At 44.5% G+C, this 16,567-nt stretch carries 21 protein-coding genes; 16 read left to right on the top strand and 5 right to left on the bottom strand.

All coding sequences use genetic code 11. The annotated features are described in order from the left end of the window. Positions 1–11 precede the first annotated feature (11 nt). The gene (locus J6600_RS15010; protein ID WP_209387556.1) at positions 12–1,079 is read right to left on the bottom strand and encodes an NAD(P)/FAD-dependent oxidoreductase; all 1,068 of its coding nucleotides are present in this window, start codon (positions 1,077–1,079) and stop codon (positions 12–14) included. 266 nt (positions 1,080–1,345) lie between these two features. Here J6600_RS15010 and J6600_RS15005 point away from each other — a divergent pair, with 266 nt between their 5' ends. The 4 genes from J6600_RS15005 to J6600_RS14990 all read left to right on the top strand — a co-directional run bounded on the left by J6600_RS15005 (position 1,346) and on the right by J6600_RS14990 (position 4,352). Next, complete coding sequence (locus J6600_RS15005) at positions 1,346–1,582, top strand: YuzB family protein (RefSeq protein WP_007408721.1); 237 nt, start codon at positions 1,346–1,348, stop codon at positions 1,580–1,582. A 134-nt stretch (positions 1,583–1,716) separates the two neighbouring features. Further along, positions 1,717–2,934 (top strand): NupC/NupG family nucleoside CNT transporter, encoded by a 1,218-nt coding sequence (locus J6600_RS15000; protein ID WP_012118346.1) that lies wholly within the window; start codon positions 1,717–1,719, stop codon positions 2,932–2,934. A 123-nt stretch (positions 2,935–3,057) separates the two neighbouring features. Then, positions 3,058–3,912 carry a diaminopimelate epimerase gene (gene dapF, locus J6600_RS14995; protein ID WP_012118345.1) on the top strand — a complete coding sequence of 285 codons (855 nt, stop codon included), beginning with the start codon at positions 3,058–3,060 and terminating at the stop codon, positions 3,910–3,912. A 77-nt stretch (positions 3,913–3,989) separates the two neighbouring features. Beyond that, positions 3,990–4,352: a HesB/IscA family protein gene (locus tag J6600_RS14990; protein WP_003151967.1), complete on the top strand. Its 363-nt coding sequence runs from the start codon at positions 3,990–3,992 to the stop codon at positions 4,350–4,352. A 142-nt stretch (positions 4,353–4,494) separates the two neighbouring features. On the opposite strand, the gene J6600_RS14985 is transcribed toward J6600_RS14990, so the two are convergent. Further along, entirely contained in the window at positions 4,495–5,256 is a 762-nt protein-coding gene (locus J6600_RS14985; protein ID WP_022553725.1) for an SDR family oxidoreductase, read from the bottom strand. Between the two features lie 375 nt (positions 5,257–5,631). On the opposite strand from J6600_RS14985, the gene J6600_RS14980 reads away from it, so the two are divergent. The 7 genes from J6600_RS14980 to J6600_RS14950 all read left to right on the top strand — a co-directional run bounded on the left by J6600_RS14980 (position 5,632) and on the right by J6600_RS14950 (position 10,602). Beyond that, on the top strand, positions 5,632–6,171 hold the full coding sequence (locus tag J6600_RS14980; protein ID WP_209387555.1) for a GNAT family N-acetyltransferase: 540 nt from the start codon (positions 5,632–5,634) through the stop codon (positions 6,169–6,171). A gap of 258 nt (positions 6,172–6,429) precedes the next feature. Continuing rightward, on the top strand, positions 6,430–7,002 hold the full coding sequence (locus J6600_RS14975; protein WP_007613520.1) for a hypothetical protein: 573 nt from the start codon (positions 6,430–6,432) through the stop codon (positions 7,000–7,002). 67 nt (positions 7,003–7,069) lie between these two features. Further along, positions 7,070–7,405 (top strand): uberolysin/carnocyclin family circular bacteriocin, encoded by a 336-nt coding sequence (locus J6600_RS14970; RefSeq protein WP_003151973.1) that lies wholly within the window; start codon positions 7,070–7,072, stop codon positions 7,403–7,405. An 82-nt stretch (positions 7,406–7,487) separates the two neighbouring features. Further along, the gene (locus J6600_RS14965) at positions 7,488–9,143 is read left to right on the top strand and encodes a hypothetical protein (protein WP_053285180.1); all 1,656 of its coding nucleotides are present in this window, start codon (positions 7,488–7,490) and stop codon (positions 9,141–9,143) included. Continuing rightward, positions 9,136–9,840, top strand: a complete 705-nt coding sequence (locus J6600_RS14960; protein ID WP_007613514.1) for an ABC transporter ATP-binding protein — start codon at positions 9,136–9,138, stop codon at positions 9,838–9,840. Before J6600_RS14965 ends, J6600_RS14960 begins: the two co-directional genes overlap by 8 nt. Then, positions 9,837–10,364, top strand: coding sequence for a stage II sporulation protein M (locus tag J6600_RS14955; RefSeq protein ID WP_053285181.1), 528 nt, complete (start codon positions 9,837–9,839; stop codon positions 10,362–10,364). The genes J6600_RS14960 and J6600_RS14955 overlap by 4 nt, the downstream gene beginning before the upstream one ends. A gap of 16 nt (positions 10,365–10,380) precedes the next feature. Continuing rightward, positions 10,381–10,602 carry a DUF5970 family protein gene (locus J6600_RS14950; protein ID WP_003151978.1) on the top strand — a complete coding sequence of 74 codons (222 nt, stop codon included), beginning with the start codon at positions 10,381–10,383 and terminating at the stop codon, positions 10,600–10,602. Positions 10,603–10,664: 62 nt separating this feature from the next. Here J6600_RS14950 and guaC read toward each other — a convergent pair whose 3' ends face one another. Beyond that, positions 10,665–11,645: a GMP reductase gene (guaC, locus tag J6600_RS14945; RefSeq protein ID WP_065180448.1), complete on the bottom strand. Its 981-nt coding sequence runs from the start codon at positions 11,643–11,645 to the stop codon at positions 10,665–10,667. A gap of 217 nt (positions 11,646–11,862) precedes the next feature. Here guaC and J6600_RS14940 point away from each other — a divergent pair, with 217 nt between their 5' ends. After that, the gene (locus tag J6600_RS14940) at positions 11,863–12,006 is read left to right on the top strand and encodes a hypothetical protein (RefSeq protein ID WP_003151982.1); all 144 of its coding nucleotides are present in this window, start codon (positions 11,863–11,865) and stop codon (positions 12,004–12,006) included. A 38-nt stretch (positions 12,007–12,044) separates the two neighbouring features. On the opposite strand, the gene yumC is transcribed toward J6600_RS14940, so the two are convergent. Beyond that, the gene (gene yumC / locus J6600_RS14935) at positions 12,045–13,040 is read right to left on the bottom strand and encodes a ferredoxin--NADP reductase 2 (protein ID WP_007613496.1); all 996 of its coding nucleotides are present in this window, start codon (positions 13,038–13,040) and stop codon (positions 12,045–12,047) included. Between the two features lie 311 nt (positions 13,041–13,351). Here yumC and J6600_RS14930 point away from each other — a divergent pair, with 311 nt between their 5' ends. The 4 genes from J6600_RS14930 (at position 13,352) to J6600_RS14915 (ending at position 16,003) form a co-directional block, all read left to right on the top strand. Continuing rightward, entirely contained in the window at positions 13,352–14,572 is a 1,221-nt protein-coding gene (locus J6600_RS14930) for an NAD(P)/FAD-dependent oxidoreductase (RefSeq protein ID WP_007408709.1), read from the top strand. A 174-nt stretch (positions 14,573–14,746) separates the two neighbouring features. Further along, the gene (locus J6600_RS14925; RefSeq protein WP_007408708.1) at positions 14,747–14,872 is read left to right on the top strand and encodes a YuiA family protein; all 126 of its coding nucleotides are present in this window, start codon (positions 14,747–14,749) and stop codon (positions 14,870–14,872) included. A 68-nt stretch (positions 14,873–14,940) separates the two neighbouring features. Then, complete coding sequence (locus J6600_RS14920; protein ID WP_003151989.1) at positions 14,941–15,261, top strand: YuiB family protein; 321 nt, start codon at positions 14,941–14,943, stop codon at positions 15,259–15,261. A 100-nt stretch (positions 15,262–15,361) separates the two neighbouring features. Next, complete coding sequence (locus J6600_RS14915) at positions 15,362–16,003, top strand: 3D domain-containing protein (RefSeq protein ID WP_017419440.1); 642 nt, start codon at positions 15,362–15,364, stop codon at positions 16,001–16,003. Positions 16,004–16,032: 29 nt separating this feature from the next. Here the strand turns inward: J6600_RS14915 and J6600_RS14910 are convergent, their stop codons facing one another. Beyond that, positions 16,033–16,509 (bottom strand): divergent PAP2 family protein, encoded by a 477-nt coding sequence (locus J6600_RS14910; RefSeq protein ID WP_021495380.1) that lies wholly within the window; start codon positions 16,507–16,509, stop codon positions 16,033–16,035. Positions 16,510–16,567: the final 58 nt, after the last annotated feature.

The following is a 16,567-nucleotide window of genomic DNA, read 5'->3' as shown; positions in this document are numbered from 1 at the left end:
CTTTTTTCTTATCAGCCGTTATGATGCTTGTACATCCATAAAAGGCCTGATTTTAATAAACGGGGCACACGCCCAATGAGCGGACGGTCGTTGACAAGACCGAAGCCCGCTTTTTTTCCGAGTGAACCGAGAACGCCTTTCAGCTTAAATTGCGGCATTGTTTCCGGCAGCTCTTCATTGTTCCAGCGTTTCAGGAGGATCTGCACAATTTGTTCCGCTTGTGCTTCAGCCAGCTGGGCGCTCGGCGCATGCGGCAGGCTCGCGCAATCACCGACGACGTAAACATGCTCATCGCCCGGAAGATTGTGGTGCGGTGTTAAAACGATGCGGCCCTGCGGATCTTTTTCAGCGTCCATTTCTCTGACGGCTTTATTCGGCTGAATTCCCGCCGTCCACACGATGGCATCGGCCGGTATTCCTTCATCATGATTATAAACGATCCCGTCTTCCACTTTTGTAATATTCGCATTATTGATAATGGTGACGCCGTGTTCTTCAAACCATTTCTGAACGTACTTGCTGAGTCTTTTCGGAAAGCTTGATAAAATCAGGTCGCCCCGGTCAAATAACATAATCTTCAGATCGTCACGGCTCTCTCTTAATTCACTGGCAAGCTCCACGCCGCTTAATCCCGCTCCGACGATAGCGACAGATGCATTGGCGCCGAGGTTGTTCAGCTTTTGATAGGCCTCGCGTGACTGATCAATGGTCTGAATGCTGTAAGTATGTTCCGGCGCGCCGGGCACGTTATGATACTTATCCTCGCAGCCCAGTCCGATCACCGCGTCATCGTAAGAAATCGGTTCGCGGTCATGAAACAGAACCTGTTTGTTTTTCGTGTCGACGGAAGCCACCTCACCGTATTGAACATCCAGATTCGGATGCTCAGGAAAAGACACCCTGATATGATGATCAGAAATCGTGCCGGCGGCGAGCGCATAATATTCTGTTTTTAAGCAGTGATACGGGTTTCTGTCAATCAGCGTGATGGATATATTTGACGGAAGCTGGTTCGGCAGTAAGCGGTGCAGCACCCGCATGTTTCCGTAACCCCCGCCGATCAAGACCAATTTTTTCATAATGATTCCCCTTTTGCCCGAAAAATATGGTAGTCAATGTTGTTACAAAATAACGAACTATGTAAAATAACATCTAGAATTATATCGAATTTGATCTAAAACCACAATAATAGTTTTAAAATAACCTACAAATTGACCACAAAACACGTAATAGTAAAACCTTTAACCTGAATTAATATGTTACGATAACATTGAGCGTGAAACCGGATCTTTGACGAATAGAGGAAATTCCGTTAGGATAAGGTACATATGTGAGGTGAAACCGCATGAATCCGATGATTGAATTCTGTGTCAGCAATTTAGCGCGCGGTTCCCAGGAAGCACTTGAGATCTTAGAGAAGGATCCGAACTTGGACGTGCTTGAATACGGCTGTTTAAGCTATTGCGGAAAATGCATGGAGTCCCTGTTCGCCCTGGTTAACGGCGAAGTGGTCACGGGAGGCACACCTGCTGAACTGGTTGACAACATATATACATTCATAGAAGAAAATCCGATGTTTTAATCAGAGGCTCCGAACGGGGTCTCTTTTTTATTGCGCCCCGGGTTTTGGCAAAATAAAAAATTTGTAGACAGCAAAAATAAATATTGTTATCTTAATAAAGACTTTTTTTAAATAAAATTTTAGAGGTGGATTCATTGAATATCGTTTGGGGGCTGCTCGGGGCAGTTGCTATATTAGCCATTGCTTTTTTGTTATCAGAGAAGAAAAGCAAAATTAACCTGCGAACCGTTATTGTCGGTTTATGTTTACAAATGGCCTTCGGATTCATCGTATTAAAGTGGGACGCCGGCCGGGCCGTATTTTTATGGTTCTCAAGCCGTGTGCAGCTTCTCATTGATTATGCGAACGAAGGCATCAGCTTTATTTTTGGCCCGCTGTTAAAAGTGGGCAGCAGCCCAGCTTTTGCGCTGAGCGTTCTGCCGGTCATTATCTTTTTCTCAGCGCTGATTGCCGTTTTGTATCACTTGAAAATCATGCAGCTCATCTTTCGCGTCATCGGAGGCGGACTGTCAAAACTTCTTGGGACAAGCAGAACGGAATCGCTTGCGGCGGCTGCGAATATTTTTGTCGGACAGTCTGAATCACCGCTTGCCATTAAACCGCTGATTGCGGGATTGACCCGTTCCGAGCTGTTTACGATTATGACGAGCGGCCTTTCGGCTGTAGCGGGTTCGACGCTTTTCGGTTACGCCCTGTTAGGCATTCCGATCGAATACCTGCTGGCGGCCAGCTTTATGGCGGCTCCCGCCGGTCTCGTGTTCGGAAAAATTTTAATACCTGAAACGGAAAAAACGCAGACGATAAAAGGCGATTTTAATATGGACGAAGAAGGCGAGGGCGCCGCTAATGTGATTGATGCAGCGGCAAAAGGCGCGTCAACGGGTCTGCAGATTGCTCTAAATGTCGGCGCCATGCTGCTTGCGTTTGTCGCGCTCATCGCCGTAGTGAACGGAATTCTCGGCGGAATCGGCGGCTGGTTCGGTTTCAAACATATTACATTGGAATCCATTCTCGGTTACGTGTTTTCACCGATCGCATTTGTAATCGGCGTTCCTTGGCATGAAGCGCTCGGAGCGGGAAGCTATATCGGACAGAAACTTGTGCTGAATGAGTTTGTCGCTTATTCAAACTTCGGTCCGCATATTGCGGACTTTTCTAAAAAAACGTCTACGATTATCAGCTTTGCGCTGTGCGGATTTGCCAATTTCTCTTCGATTGCGATTATGCTCGGCACACTGGGCGGATTGGCCCCAAGCCGCCGTTCGGACATTGCGCGCCTCGGATTAAGAGCGGTTATTGCGGGAACACTCGCAAACCTTCTCAGCGCGGCGATTGCCGGCATGTTTATTTAGTAAACGATAAAAGCTCCCTGCATATGCAGGGAGCTTTTATGTATGAAAAACGGGGGATATTTGTATTGTGTCCGAGCAGAAGAGCTTTTATACTAAGTAAAAGAAAAAAAGTTGGAGGCCGATATGAATTCATTCCGTTTTACCAAGATGCACGGTCTTGGAAACAGTTATATATATGTAAATCAATTTGAAGAACAGCTGCCGGAAGAACGGCTGGCTGAGATTGCCGTTAAAGTGTCCAGCATTCACACGGGCATCGGCTCTGACGGAATGATCCTCATCTGTCCGTCAGAAAAAGCGCCCGTCAAAATGCGGATTTTTAATAATGACGGCTCAGAAGGGAAAAATTGCGGCAACGGCCTTCGCTGTGTGGCAAAGTACGCATACGAACATAAGCTGACAGAAGAAACGTCCTTTTTCATTGAGACGCTTTCAGGTCTTGTGAAAGCAGACATTACAGAGGACAACGGGATTGTGCGTGAAGTCGCCGTCGATATGGGCGAACCGCGCCTCACCAAAAAAGAGCTGCCGATGCTCGGCAATGAAGATGAACGGACGATCGATGAAACCTTTGTTTTTGGAGAAACGGAGCTTTCCGGAACAGCCGTATCAATGGGAAACCCCCATATTGTTTTTCCGGTTGCGGATATCAATCAAGCGCCTCTTACAACGCTCGGTCCCGTCATTGAAAAAGACCCGAGATTTCCGGAAGGCGTCAATGTCGAATTTGTGGAAACCGTCAGCGCCGATGAACTTCATTTCCGCGTATGGGAACGCGGCTCCGGCATTACACAGGCTTGCGGAACAGGCGCCTGTGCGGCGGCTGTCGCATCCGTATTGAACGGTGTTTCTGAACGAAACCGGGATATCACCGTTCATTTAGCGGGAGGCGACCTTGTGATTAATTGGCAGGATAACGGGCATGTGCTGATGACGGGACCCGCCGAAACCGTATGCAGCGGCGTCTATTATTTATAAACAGCTCGTTTGAGAAATACTCTCCTCAAGGTTTATAATAGATATCAGCATCCGTTTTTAAAAAAGGAGGTCTACCTATGAGTGTTCCAGTAACCATTACTGAAGCAGCGGCTTTGCATATAAAAGATATGATGAAAGAGCATGAAGAAGAAAACGCATTTCTCCGTGTGGGCGTAAAAGGCGGCGGCTGCAGCGGCCTGTCTTACGGAATGGGATTTGAGCACGAAAAAGGCGAAAAAGACAGCATGTTTGAACAGCACGGAATCACCGTCTTGGTCGACAGCGAAAGCCTCGATATCATGACCGGCACGATCATTGACTTCAAACAGTCCATGATGGGCGGCGGTTTCACCATTGACAACCCGAACGCCATCGCTTCCTGCGGCTGCGGTTCTTCTTTCCGCACGGCCAAAAACGCCGGTACGCCGGAAGAGTGCTAAGGGTCAACCCGCCATTCTTAGGATGAAAAAATATGACGTCTTTCTTTTCGATGGCGCTTGCACCATTGTTAAGAAAGGCGTTTATCTGTTTAATAAAAATAAAACCCGCTCAACAGAAGCGGGTTTTGCTTTTTCAAAGATGTTATTCAATTGTATGTTTCATTGCATTGTACATATTTGCCGTATGTTCATCGGCTTTATCCCGTGACATGCGCAGCCGTTCCGCTGAAGAACCATATCCGATTTCTAGTTTGCCCTCTTTCAGTCCTTTAAAAATCCCATCAGCGAATTCATCCAGCGGTTCTCCTTGAGTATGCAGCCCTGCTCCGCCTAAATCTGTATTCACCGCCGGAGGCGCAACTTCAATCACTTCTACAGATGAATCAGAAAGCTGATGTCTCAGACTCATTGTAAATGAATGAAGCGCTGCTTTCGTTGCTGAATAGATCGGTGCAATGGCAAGCGGTGTAAAAGCCAATCCCGAAGAGACGTTAATGACAGCCGCATCTTTTTTTCCGGCAAAAAACGGAGCGAACAGCATAGACAGGTGGAAGGGAGCTTCAATGTTCGTAGTGATTTCTTTATTGAAATAGTCCCAATTGTCCTTCGCATCCGCTTTCAGCACGTGAAAACGTTGTTGAATCCCCGCGTTGTTTACTAACACATTCACTTCCGGATAATTTTCTTTCACCCAATCAAACAGTGATATACGTTCAGATGGAATGCTCAAATCACTGACATATGTAATAAGATCCGGGAATGTTTCCTTTGCTTTTTGAAGAGCGTGCTCACGCCGTCCGGTCACAATGACTTTATTTCCCGCTTTTAAAAACCGTTCTGCGAAAGCCAATCCTATTCCGGCATTTCCGCCTGTAATCAGTATTGTATTTCCCGTCAGTTTCATATTAACTCCTCTTTTCCGATTGTTTTTACATTTCTTTGTCAACATTTCAGCTTTGATCCAATCAATATATTCATCCCGCAAATAGGCATGAAATAAGACAGCAGTGATTCTGTAAAATTGATTTTTAGATCATCGGGAAACCCGCCAAAACTATTCTTTCCTTGTCACAATATGATGATACGGCTTAAAGCACGGTTTAAGTCAACAAAAGAATCTTGTGATTCCGTTTCGGTTACTCACATCAGACATAGGTCACGAAAGGAAAGGTGAATGTAAAGCCTTGGAATTTTCTTGATGCGATAAAGCGTACCGTATCACATGGGTGAGAGGCAATTAAAAAACGTTTCTGATCAAAACAAAAGGACGGCGATGCATATGCAGGAAGGAAACAGCGTTGATATCAGGCCGCTCAGCCTGAATGATGCAGAGCAGGAACTGGTTTTGCAGACGGAAAACCGCATGTTTTTTGAACGGTTTGCCATGTCGAGACAAGAGGATTTTTATACGCTGGAAGGCCGGAAAAAACGAATTGAACAATCACTGAAGAATGCGGAAAATGATACAGAATACAGCTTCGGCATTTTTCTTCAAGATCAGACCCTGATTGGCACGATCAGCCTTTTTCAGGTGGTTCGGGGTTCCCTCCAAAGCGCTTTTATCGGTTATTTTTTAGATGGCAAACATAACGGGAAAGGCTATGCGACGAAGGCTGTCAAGCTGGCAGTCGATTATGCATTCAATGAGCTGAAACTGTATCGGATAGAAGCCGGAGTCATGCCGCACAATAAGGCGTCAATCCGGGTGCTCGAAAAAGCTGGTTTTCATAAAGAAGGCATTGCGAGAAAAAATGTAAAAATAAATGGAAAATGGGAAGATCATCAGGTGCTGGCGATCATACATCCGGAGGATACATGACGATATCCTCCTTTTTTATATCCTTCGTCTCTTTCGACAGGTTCTTCCTAAAACTTCAAATCAATTGTCTAAATCATACTATTTGCAAATTCAAAAAAAAATAAAGGGTATATAGAACTGAAAAATCTGAAAGATGTGCTCTTTGTCAACACGTCCTAAAGTCATATTTTTCGAAAGGATATTGATTTTTTGATAGGATTAAACTAAATTGTAAAAGTATAGAATAGTTAATTTATTTTGTAAGAAAAGGATGATAATATGATAGGTCAATTGAGCAATAAAAAAATATTTTTAAGTTCTTTTTTCATCATTTTGATCTGTTCATTACTCTTCCAATTCAGTATTTCAGATAAAGTTCTGCAGTCGTATTATTCTTCCGTCGGAGAAAGTACCTACGATATCGGGGAGAAAAGTGTTCGTACGATTGTCATGTTTCTGCAAGGATTTATGATCTTCACAACTTTTGTGGAAATTCTGATAGGCGGATTTCTGTTATTCGTTGCCGCTTTTATTCTCGGTACAAAAAAACCGAAAAAAATATATTTGCTTCTATATACGCTGACTTCTTTAATCTCGGCATTTAAAATGTTGATTCTTTCAGTTGTTAACTACTTAACGGCTGATTCCTCGCTTATATATTCTGCCGGCGGCACCAGCTTGAGTCTGCAGCTGCTGGACCCATTTCTGCTCATATCAATCGCGGCTCTTTATGCTGCCGCAGGAAAACTGACCGATCTCAGTAAAGGCAAGAGAATCATTTTGACTGGATGTTTTGTTTTACTAAAACTCTTTACTATTTTCTTAAACTATTTTATGGCGGATAAAATTTAGCTCGGGAGAGAGTCAATTAAGCTGAATTTTATTATAAATTAAAAAAACAGAGTAGGGAGATGTTATGATGAACTTAGTAAAATCTAATAAAAAGTCTTTCATTTTGTTTGGCGCGGCTCTTGCTGCAGCAACATTGGTTTATGCACTATTATTAACGGGAACTGAATTAAACGTGGCGGCGGCTCATGCATTCTCAGCCAATGCTGAATTAGCTTCTACTCTCGGCATCTCTACAGCAGCAGCTAAAAAAGCAATTGATATTATTGATGCGGCATCAACAATTGCTTCTATCATTTCTCTTATCGGTATCGTTACAGGCGCAGGCGCGATTTCTTATGCAATCGTTGCAACAGCAAAAACAATGATTAAGAAATACGGCAAAAAATACGCAGCTGCTTGGTAAAATCGATCAATAAATAATTGCTCTTTTTGTACAAGCTGCAAAAAGAGCCTCTCTCCCAAATACATATGTAAGGATTGAAAGTATGATAGTCAAACAAATTGCGGCTCTTATCAAATATAATACCCTGTCATCGTTTCGAAAAAGAAAGGAAGATTGGGGCATTCCTCAACTCAACAGCAAACTGCTGTCTGCCATTATTATTTCTCTGTTATGTTTATATCTCGTTTTCCTGGGATGCGGTGTTGTATTCGGGACAAAACTGATTCAGCTGCCCCTCAGCGCATGGGGGCAATTTGTTTTAATCGCCGTTTCACTTGAGCAGCTTTTTTGGGCTGCCGGCTTCTTTAAAGAACATCACAATGCCTTTCTGCTGGATACGCGCAAGGTCATTCATCAATTAAAAAAGGTTCGTTTTTTACAGCTGTTTTCTGTTTTTGCCGGCCAGGCGATCAAAAAAACCATTTTCGTATGGTATCTTTTTGTTTTTCCGGTCTTTTTGTTTTTATCAAGCGCAGGCATGACCGGGTCTGCGGCGATCATCGTATTTTTCTTGGGCTTCGTTTATTTTCTTCTCAATTTATTTTTATCTATGCTGTTTTCTTATGTTGTTTATCTTCTTACAAATATGTGGAGCAAATTGTTTTACTTGAAAATCATGAAAGGCATTTTATTCAGCGTCAGCCTGCTGGTTCCGCTTGCAGTCGGGTATGCCGTTTATCTTCTCGTGTTTGGGGAGTATACCGCAAAGGATCTTTCAAGCTTTACGGAGTCACCGGCTTTCCGGAACATCCTCATGAATACGCCGTATGTATGGTTAGCATTCCGCTCACATTCCGTGCTCGTTTTCGCTGCGGTGTTTGCGGCCGCCGTCCTTTTAACGGCAGGAATGTTTAAACTGTGGTCGGCCACCCTGAAGAAAATGGACCTTATTCCTTATATGTTTTTGACAAACGCAGATTTTGCGCCAAAGCTGAAATTATATAGAAATAACAAAATATTTCATGCCGTTTTTCAAAAGGACCTCCTGTTCTTATCGAGAATTGACGGGTTTTTTATCAGGAATTTCGGCAGTATGCTGTATTTGTTCATGCTGTTTTTAGGTTTTTGTATTCCGCTTTTATCGCATCACTTTATCGGGTATTCGGCAGCCGCCATCGTGTCTGCGGCGGTTATCATTGCGAACTTTTCGTATCAGCTCGTCGGAGATGCGCTCAAAACAGTATTATCAGTAGACGGGGAAATAAAAAATCAGCATTTGTTTCACCGGAATATCAAACATGCGTGGCAGCTGGTGTTTCCGAAAGTATGTATTTATAATCTCGCCGCTCTTATCTATTCGTTCATCATCACCATTTTGATTACGGTGTTTTTTCCGTCTTCTGCGGCGCTGACGATTTACTTGTTTATCGTGTTTTTATGTTCGGGTTTTTTATACAGTCTTGTCCAGATTTCAAGCACCGCCCTGTATCCTAAGAAAAACTGGGAGCATCTGTACGAAATTGGAGAAGCGGGGAAAGCAAAGACGTATAACAACTTATACAGTTCTTTCATTTTCATTGTGTCGCTTCAAATCGCTGCGATCACATCGTATTTTATCTATAAAAAGCCGGAACTTGAAACGATGCTTATTCATTCTGCATCAGGTATTTTTGTCCTGTTCACACTATTAAACTATGGAGTCATGTTTCTGTTTCTTCGCAGAATCAATATGGCGGAAAGGTTTGCGAACAATGATTAAATTAGTGAATATACAAAAAAACTATAGTGAAAAACAGGTGTTGAAAGATATTTCGTTTGAGGTGAAAAAAGGCTCAATCTATGCTTTGCTGGGGACTAATGGAGTCGGGAAAACAACGACTTTGAAAATCATTTCGGGCCTGCTTAAACCGACTTCAGGCCGCGTCATGATTGACGGCAAGGAACTGGATTCAGAAGAGGGGGGGCAAATATCGGCTGATATCGGTTTTGTGCCCGACCATGCTTTTTTATATGATTATTTAACGGGAGTCGAATACTTGCGTTTTACAGCGGAGATGTTTCAAGTGCCGTCTCAGCGGACAAATGATTATATAAAGAATATGTTAGAGACGCTGAAGCTTGCTCAAGACGGAAATCAGCTGATTAAAACATATTCACACGGAATGAAACAAAAATTATCAATTGCGGCCGCGCTCATTCATCAGCCAAAGATATTAATTCTTGACGAGCCGCTGACGGGCATTGATTTAATCAGCGGTAAAACGATACGGACGTTATTAAAGGAGTACGTCAAGCAGGGAAATACGGTCCTGTTATCGACTCACCTGCTGGAGCTGGCACATTCGCTGTGCGATACGATCGGTATTATACATGAGGGCGTTTTTGCGGCGGAGTATCAGTCATCCGAGCATTCATTAGAAGAGATTGAAGAATTGGCTGAGAGTATCTATACATGATGAACCGCCTGTTGCCGGCAATCAGGACGTCTGTCATTCCGTTAACCGCGTCATTGCTGTTTTTTTCAGGGGGTGTGATCGCTGCGTTTTTTTCCGATCACTTTGTTTCATCAGCGTCTTACAACGGCTCGTCAGGCGCGGTTGAACTGCTGAAAAATAATGCAATCGCTTGTCTGTTTTTAGCCGCGGGTTTTTTTACCTTTGGGTTGACCTCAATCTTTTATTTATTCACCAACGGGTTTATTTTAAGCGGCTCTATTATAGAAAATCTACATAGCGGGGTTCCTTTTTATCAGATTTTTTTACTGCTAATTCCTCATGGTATATTTGAAGTTCCTGCGTTATTATTAAGTGGCGCCATTGGTTTTAAGGGCGTTGAATTGGTCATCAGGCTGTGTTTTTCTAAGGAAAAAAAGATAATCGCTTCAATGTTCAGGCATATTGGAATATTGGTGCTGCTTATTATTTGTCTGCTGATCGCCGCTGCCATTATTGAAGCTTACATCACACCAATTTTTAAGTAAAAGGGGCAGAAATCATATGAGAAGTAAATTATCATTAATCGGTGTGCCGATTGTTATGATTATCGGTTATATCATTTCTTTATCCTTTGAGTGGCTGTTTCCTGTTCTTACTTTTGGGGTGGCAGGACTATATCTCTTTATATTTGCTCCGGTGCAAAATAAATTCATTCGTTACATCTTTTTGTTTATTTTTGTGATTAATCTGTTAGCCAGTGCGGCTCTTTATTTCGGTATTTAATAAAAAAATGACATTCATATTGAATGTCATTTTTTTTTATCTTCGAGCGGCTCTGCTGCGTGTTAAAATCTGTCGCCGTTGAAAATAGAGTTTTTTACGATCACGTAGTCGACATTGCGGATGGCTTCGAGTGTATTGCCGCCGGCGTAAGAGATGGAAGATTGCAGATCCTGCTCCATTTCAATCAGCGTGTCCTGTAAAGACCCTTTATGTTCGACATGCATTTTTTTGCCTTCGACGTTTTTCTTTTCGCCTTTTTGAAATTCGGAAGCGGAGCCGAAATATTCTTTGTACAGCTTTCCATCGATTTCGATCGTTTGTCCCGGTGATTCCTCGTGGCCGGCGAATAATGATCCGATCATGACCATAGACGCGCCGAATCGGATGGATTTCGCGATATCGCCGTGCGTGCGGATGCCGCCGTCAGCAATGATCGGTTTGCTCGCCGCTTTTGCGCACCAGCGAAGCGCGGCTAATTGCCACCCGCCGGTTCCGAAGCCGGTTTTAATTTTGGTGATGCAGACTTTCCCGGGGCCGATTCCCACTTTTGTCGCGTCAGCGCCCGCGCGTTCCAGCTCCCTTACAGCTTCAGGCGTCCCGACATTCCCTGCGATGACAAAGCTTTCCGGGACATGTTCTTTAATAAATTGAATCATGCTGATCACGGCATTGGAATGGCCGTGCGCGATATCAATGGTAATATAATCCGGCACAAGCTCCTGTTCTTTCAGCTCCCGGATGAATTCATAGTCATTTTCCTTCACGCCGACACTGATGGAAGAAATCAGTCCGCGCGCTTTCATATCCCGGACAAAAGTCAGGCGTTTTTCCGGCTCGAAGCGGTGCATGATATAAAAATACCCGTTTTCCGCGAGCCAGGCCGCGATGTTTTCATCTATAATCGTCTGCATGTTGGCCGGTACGACCGGAAGTTTAAACGTGTGTCCGCCCAACGTAACTGATGTATCACATTCAGATCGGCTTTCAACAATGCATTTTGCAGGAATCAGCTGAATATCTTCGTAATCAAATACATTTTCCATATATAACACCCCTAAAAGCGAATAATAGAATTAAATAAAATTAAAATGTTCGTCTTTTTATAATGTACTTTGTTTTGTCAGGAATGTCAAATGATTTCATGCCGCCTCATATGCGGTCAGCTTGTCATCCATTTGCAGTTTGGTTATCATAGTAGTATTGGGTGTTGTAAGACATTTGTTACGATAGATAGATTTGCAGAAGAAGGGAGGGGCCGGTGTGGAACAAAAACAGCCCGGGCACAGCCCGAAAGCCCAGAAAATTCAGGACCGGATTATTTTAGGCACGATTTGGGTCGTGTCGGCGCTTGTCATTGCGCTCGTTGTCGGAACCGTCATGAATTATATTTGGATGTTTAAATAAAAAAGAGTCTGTGCCGGTATGACACAGACTCTTTTTTATTATTTTTCAAACATGCTTGTAGAATGCAGAGGCTGGACGCGCGCTTTCGGGTCCATGTAAGCCTTCGCGTTGTTCACGGCTGTCGGAGCTTCGCCGAAACCGCTGGCGATCAGCTTGACCTTGCCTTCATATGTGCAGATATCTCCGGCGGCAAAGAAGCCTTCGATATTCGTTTCCATTGTGCTTTTGACGACGATGGAATTTTTCTCGATTTCAAGGCCCCAGTTTTTAATCGGGCCGAGAGAAGAAACAAAGCCGTAGTTTACGATCAGGTCATCAATTTCAATGATTTCTTTACGGTCGCCTTTCACTTCTTCGAGAACGAGCTGTTCGATCCGGTCTTCACCGACAAGTTCAGCGGGAACAAACGGTGTCAGCACGTTGACTTTAGAATTATGCAGGTTTTCGACACTGTGCTCATGCGCGCGGAATTTATCACGGCGGTGGATGATGCTGACTTCTTTCGCGATCGGCTCAAGCATGAGCGCCCAGTCCACCGCGGAATCGCCGCCGCCCAGAACGGCAACGCGTCTGCCTGCGAATTGATTGAGGTCGTCAATGAAGTAATGCAGGTTTTTGCCCTCATATTGTTCCGCTGATTCCAGCTCAAGCTTTCTCGGCTTAAATGCGCCGTTTCCCGCGGTGATAATAACCGTTTTTGAATAATGCGTTTCTGAATTCGTGACAAGCTTAAACACACCGTCCGCCTGTTTTTCAACAGATTCAACGGCCTGCTCTAAGCAGATGGTCTGATCGAACTTTGCCATTTGCTCTTTTAAGTTGTTCACAAGTTCTTGGGCGCGGATTTTCGGGAATCCGGCTACATCATAAATATATTTTTCAGGGTACAGCGCGCTGAGCTGGCCGCCAAGCTGAGGCAGGCTCTCGATGATTTTGACGCTCGCCTGTCTCATTCCCCCGTAAAAAGCGGTAAACAGGCCGACCGGGCCGCCGCCGATGACCGTAATATCATAAACCTTTGAATCCTCTTGCATACCAAATTGCCTCCTAATTGAAAATTGTTATTAATTATAACATACAATTTAAAAGGATGACGAGTGCCGAAAACCGCCCGGCCGCTTCATTCTTGAAAAAAATTGCGGCCGCCGCTAATATGGGGACAAATTCCAATCTGTTTTTTCCTGAATGTTTTCTGATTCTTCCGGATAGTATGGTGATATGCAGACATGTGCGGTTTTCTAAAAAATTTTATATTTCATTTCATAAAATCCCGCCAATAAGCTGAAGCTAATACAAATGTTGATTTGATTATGCGTCTAACAGCAAAAAAAAGAAGGTGGATGTGATGGCATTGAATAAACCCAAAATCGTGGTTTTAGGTGCAGGTTATGGTGGATTAATGACAGTAACAAGGCTTCCGAAGCATATCGGGGCAAATGACGCTGACATTACTTTGGTCAATAAACACAATTATCATTATGAAACGACATGGATGCATGAAGCGAGCGCAGGAACGCTGCATCATGACCGCTGCAGATATCAAATAAAAGATGTAATCAATGAATCACGGGTCAAATTTGTGCAGGATACCGTAAAAGCGATAGATGTGCAAAATAAAAAGGTGACGCTTTCACAAGGGGACATCCCTTATGATTATCTTGTCATCGGGCTTGGCGCCGTCCCTGAAACATTCGGGATTAAAGGCTTAAAAGAATTCGCTTTTCCGATCGCGAATATTAATACGTCGCGCCAGCTGAAAGACCATATTGAGCTCCAATTTGCGACATACAATACGGAGGCTGAAAAACGCCCTGACCGCTTAACCATCGTTGTCGGCGGAGCGGGCTTTACGGGAATTGAATTTCTCGGTGAACTTGCGAACCGCAAGCCGGAGTTATGCAGATATTATGATATAGATGAAAGTCTCGTCCGGATCGTCTGTGTCGAGGCCGCCCCGACGGTTTTGCCGGGATTTGATCCGGAGCTTGTCGATTACGCCGTTCAATACCTTGAGAGCAAAGGCGTTGAATTTAAAATCGGCACCGCGGTTCAAGAATGCCGCGCAGACGGTGTCACAGTCGGCAAGAAAGATGAAGAGCCGGAAGAAATCAAATCGCAGACTGTTGTCTGGGCCGCGGGCGTGCGCGGACATCCGATCGTGGAGGAAGCGGGCTTTGAAAATATGCGCGGCCGTGTCAAGGTCAACCCTGATCTTCGGGCGCCGGGACATGATGACGTTTTTATTCTCGGCGACAGCTCGCTCTTTATCAATGAAGAGACGGAACGGCCGTACCCGCCGACTGCTCAGATCGCGATGCAGCAAGGAGAAACGGTCGCCAAAAATCTGGGCGGTTTGATTAAAGGAGGCCAGCTTGAAGAGTTCAAGCCTGACATTAAAGGAACCGTCGCCTCCCTCGGTGAGCATAACGCTGTCGGAGTCGTATACGGCAGGAAGCTCAAAGGCATGCCGGCGTCCTTTATGAAAAAGGTCATTGACAACCGCTCGCTCTTTATGATCGGCGGTCTGGGCCTGACGCTGAAAAAAGGGAAGTTTAAATTCTTCTGAAAACCCGCGCCCGCGGGTTTTCTCTTTTTTTTAGAAAAGAGCGCTATAAAAAGCATGTAAGAGAAAAAAATGAATGTTTCCGCTTACATGAGTTGATTTGTTACATATTCTGACTTGGTGCTTGACAAGTAAATATGGTGTATTATCAGAAAATTAAGAAAAAGGGTGATCCGCATGAAAACGACAGCAAAAAGCACGGCGGCATGTCCGTTCTGCTCAGGTAAAGGGTATTTTCAATTGCTTCTTGGCGGCTCCGAAACATGTCCCTCCTGCCAGGGAAGCGGCAAAGAGAGACGCTGATTTTTCCAGACGTTGACTTTTTTACCGCCCCCGAGGTACACTGAAAGTGCTGTAGGGGGTGGATGTTTGTGATTAGTTTGCCGGTTGTCCTGATCTCAATCGTACTATTTTTTGTACTGTTTTTCGGCATAGGCTTTCTGTTGAACATGCTGCTTAGAATGTCGTGGATTATGGCTGTTGTCTATCCGATTGTATGCCTTTTCATTATCAGCAATAAAAAGATGATCAGTTACGTGCAGGCGCCGGGGGAATCCTTTCAAAGCCTGTTTCAGCGCATCATGTCATTAGCGGTTGCGGATGTCGTGATTTTGGCGGGCGGACTGGCGGGAGCCATCATGTCAGGCATTGCCATAAAGGCGCTCAGAAAAAGAGGATATCAAATGTTTTAAGCCGCTTTCTTATTCGAGAAAGCTTTTTTTGTGTCGCAGCGCTTTTTGTATAGCACCTCACCGAGTTGGGAACAATGACTCGGAGGAGAGTGATTTCAGATTGACGATAATCAGACGCGTATTCATGATAGTGCTCTTTTTGGGCGCATGCCATGCGACATACTTTTCCATAACCGGTGTTGAAGCAAAGGATCTGACAAATTGGATGACGGAACATCGCGGCGCCGTTTTGAAAAACATCGGCACTCCGTTTCAATCCTTACAGAATCAGCCGGAAAAGAAGGCATCAGGCAGGGTAAAACCGCTGGAAGAAGCTTTTGACTGGGAACGCTATCCGTCACAAAAGGTGACGGCCACCGGTTATACCGCCGGAGCGGAATCTACCGGAAAATCTCCCGGGCATCCGCAGTACGGAATTACATATTCAGGCGTGAAGGTCAAACGAGATTTATATTCAACTGTTGCGGCCGATCCGTCTGTTTTCCCGATCGGGACGATTCTGTTTATACCGAATTACGGTTACGGGGTTGTCGCCGATACCGGCTCAAAAATTAAAGGCAGCCGCCTTGACCTCTACTTTGACACCGTCAAGGACGTCTATAACAATTGGGGCAAAAAAACACTTGAGGTCTACATGATTAAAAAAGGGAACGGCACAGTGACCGAGGACGAACTTGTAAAGCTGAACGAAACCAAGTCGCTGCAAGTGTTCAGAAATCAATACAAAACGGTAAAAGAATAAAAACGCTTCAGCGTCCGCTGAAGCGTTTTTTACATAAAGAAATAATCTAAAATCAATGTCAGCACAATACCGGTGACGCCGCCGAAGAATACTTCAATCGGCTGATGGCCGAGCAGTTCTTTCAGTTTCTTCTGTTTTTCCTTCTCTTCCGCTTTCTGAAAGTCCTTCGCTTCGCTGACAAACCGATTAAAGTCGATGACCAGTTTATTAATGACCGTCGCCTGTTCACCCGCATGCCGCCTGACACCTGTAGCGTCGAACATCGTAATGACGGCGAAAATCGCGGCGACTGCAAACAGGGGCGAGTCCAGTCCCTGTTCCAAAGCGACTCCGGTTGACAGCGCGGTGACGGCGGCGGAATGGGAGCTCGGCATGCCGCCGGTGCTCGTCACAAGAGACCAGTCAAGTTTTTTGGATACGATAAATTGAATAGGCACTTTTACAACTTGGGCAAAAATAATGGCGGCAAAACTCGCCAGTAAAGGAAAATTCATAAGTACATCCATATGCGACATCCTTTCTGTATCTGCTGATTCCGATCGTATCGAAAAACTGCAGAAAACG

This window comes from Bacillus sp. LJBV19 (genome assembly GCF_017797845.1).
In the GTDB taxonomy this organism is placed as follows: Bacteria; Bacillota; Bacilli; order Bacillales; family Bacillaceae; genus Bacillus; species Bacillus velezensis.
Note: the sequence above shows the minus strand (reverse complement) of the source record. Positions and strands in the feature narration are given on the sequence as shown.

What these genes read in the sequence shown, in the direction of transcription:
- J6600_RS15010 (WP_209387556.1), bottom strand. Translation starts at nt 1,079, where the DNA reads ATGAAAAAATTGGTCTTGATCGGCGGGGGTTACGGAAACATGCGGGTG.
- J6600_RS15005 (WP_007408721.1), top strand. Translation starts at nt 1,346, where the DNA reads ATGAATCCGATGATTGAATTCTGTGTCAGCAATTTAGCGCGCGGTTCC.
- dapF (WP_012118345.1), top strand. Translation starts at nt 3,058, where the DNA reads ATGAATTCATTCCGTTTTACCAAGATGCACGGTCTTGGAAACAGTTAT.
- J6600_RS14990 (WP_003151967.1), top strand. Translation starts at nt 3,990, where the DNA reads ATGAGTGTTCCAGTAACCATTACTGAAGCAGCGGCTTTGCATATAAAA.
- J6600_RS14985 (WP_022553725.1), bottom strand. Translation starts at nt 5,256, where the DNA reads ATGAAACTGACGGGAAATACAATACTGATTACAGGCGGAAATGCCGGA.
- J6600_RS14980 (WP_209387555.1), top strand. Translation starts at nt 5,632, where the DNA reads ATGCAGGAAGGAAACAGCGTTGATATCAGGCCGCTCAGCCTGAATGAT.
- J6600_RS14975 (WP_007613520.1), top strand. Translation starts at nt 6,430, where the DNA reads ATGATAGGTCAATTGAGCAATAAAAAAATATTTTTAAGTTCTTTTTTC.
- J6600_RS14970 (WP_003151973.1), top strand. Translation starts at nt 7,070, where the DNA reads ATGAACTTAGTAAAATCTAATAAAAAGTCTTTCATTTTGTTTGGCGCG.
- J6600_RS14965 (WP_053285180.1), top strand. Translation starts at nt 7,488, where the DNA reads ATGATAGTCAAACAAATTGCGGCTCTTATCAAATATAATACCCTGTCA.
- J6600_RS14960 (WP_007613514.1), top strand. Translation starts at nt 9,136, where the DNA reads ATGATTAAATTAGTGAATATACAAAAAAACTATAGTGAAAAACAGGTG.
- J6600_RS14955 (WP_053285181.1), top strand. Translation starts at nt 9,837, where the DNA reads ATGATGAACCGCCTGTTGCCGGCAATCAGGACGTCTGTCATTCCGTTA.
- J6600_RS14950 (WP_003151978.1), top strand. Translation starts at nt 10,381, where the DNA reads ATGAGAAGTAAATTATCATTAATCGGTGTGCCGATTGTTATGATTATC.
- guaC (WP_065180448.1), bottom strand. Translation starts at nt 11,645, where the DNA reads ATGGAAAATGTATTTGATTACGAAGATATTCAGCTGATTCCTGCAAAA.
- yumC (WP_007613496.1), bottom strand. Translation starts at nt 13,040, where the DNA reads ATGCAAGAGGATTCAAAGGTTTATGATATTACGGTCATCGGCGGCGGC.
- J6600_RS14930 (WP_007408709.1), top strand. Translation starts at nt 13,352, where the DNA reads ATGGCATTGAATAAACCCAAAATCGTGGTTTTAGGTGCAGGTTATGGT.
- J6600_RS14925 (WP_007408708.1), top strand. Translation starts at nt 14,747, where the DNA reads ATGAAAACGACAGCAAAAAGCACGGCGGCATGTCCGTTCTGCTCAGGT.
- J6600_RS14910 (WP_021495380.1), bottom strand. Translation starts at nt 16,509, where the DNA reads ATGGATGTACTTATGAATTTTCCTTTACTGGCGAGTTTTGCCGCCATT.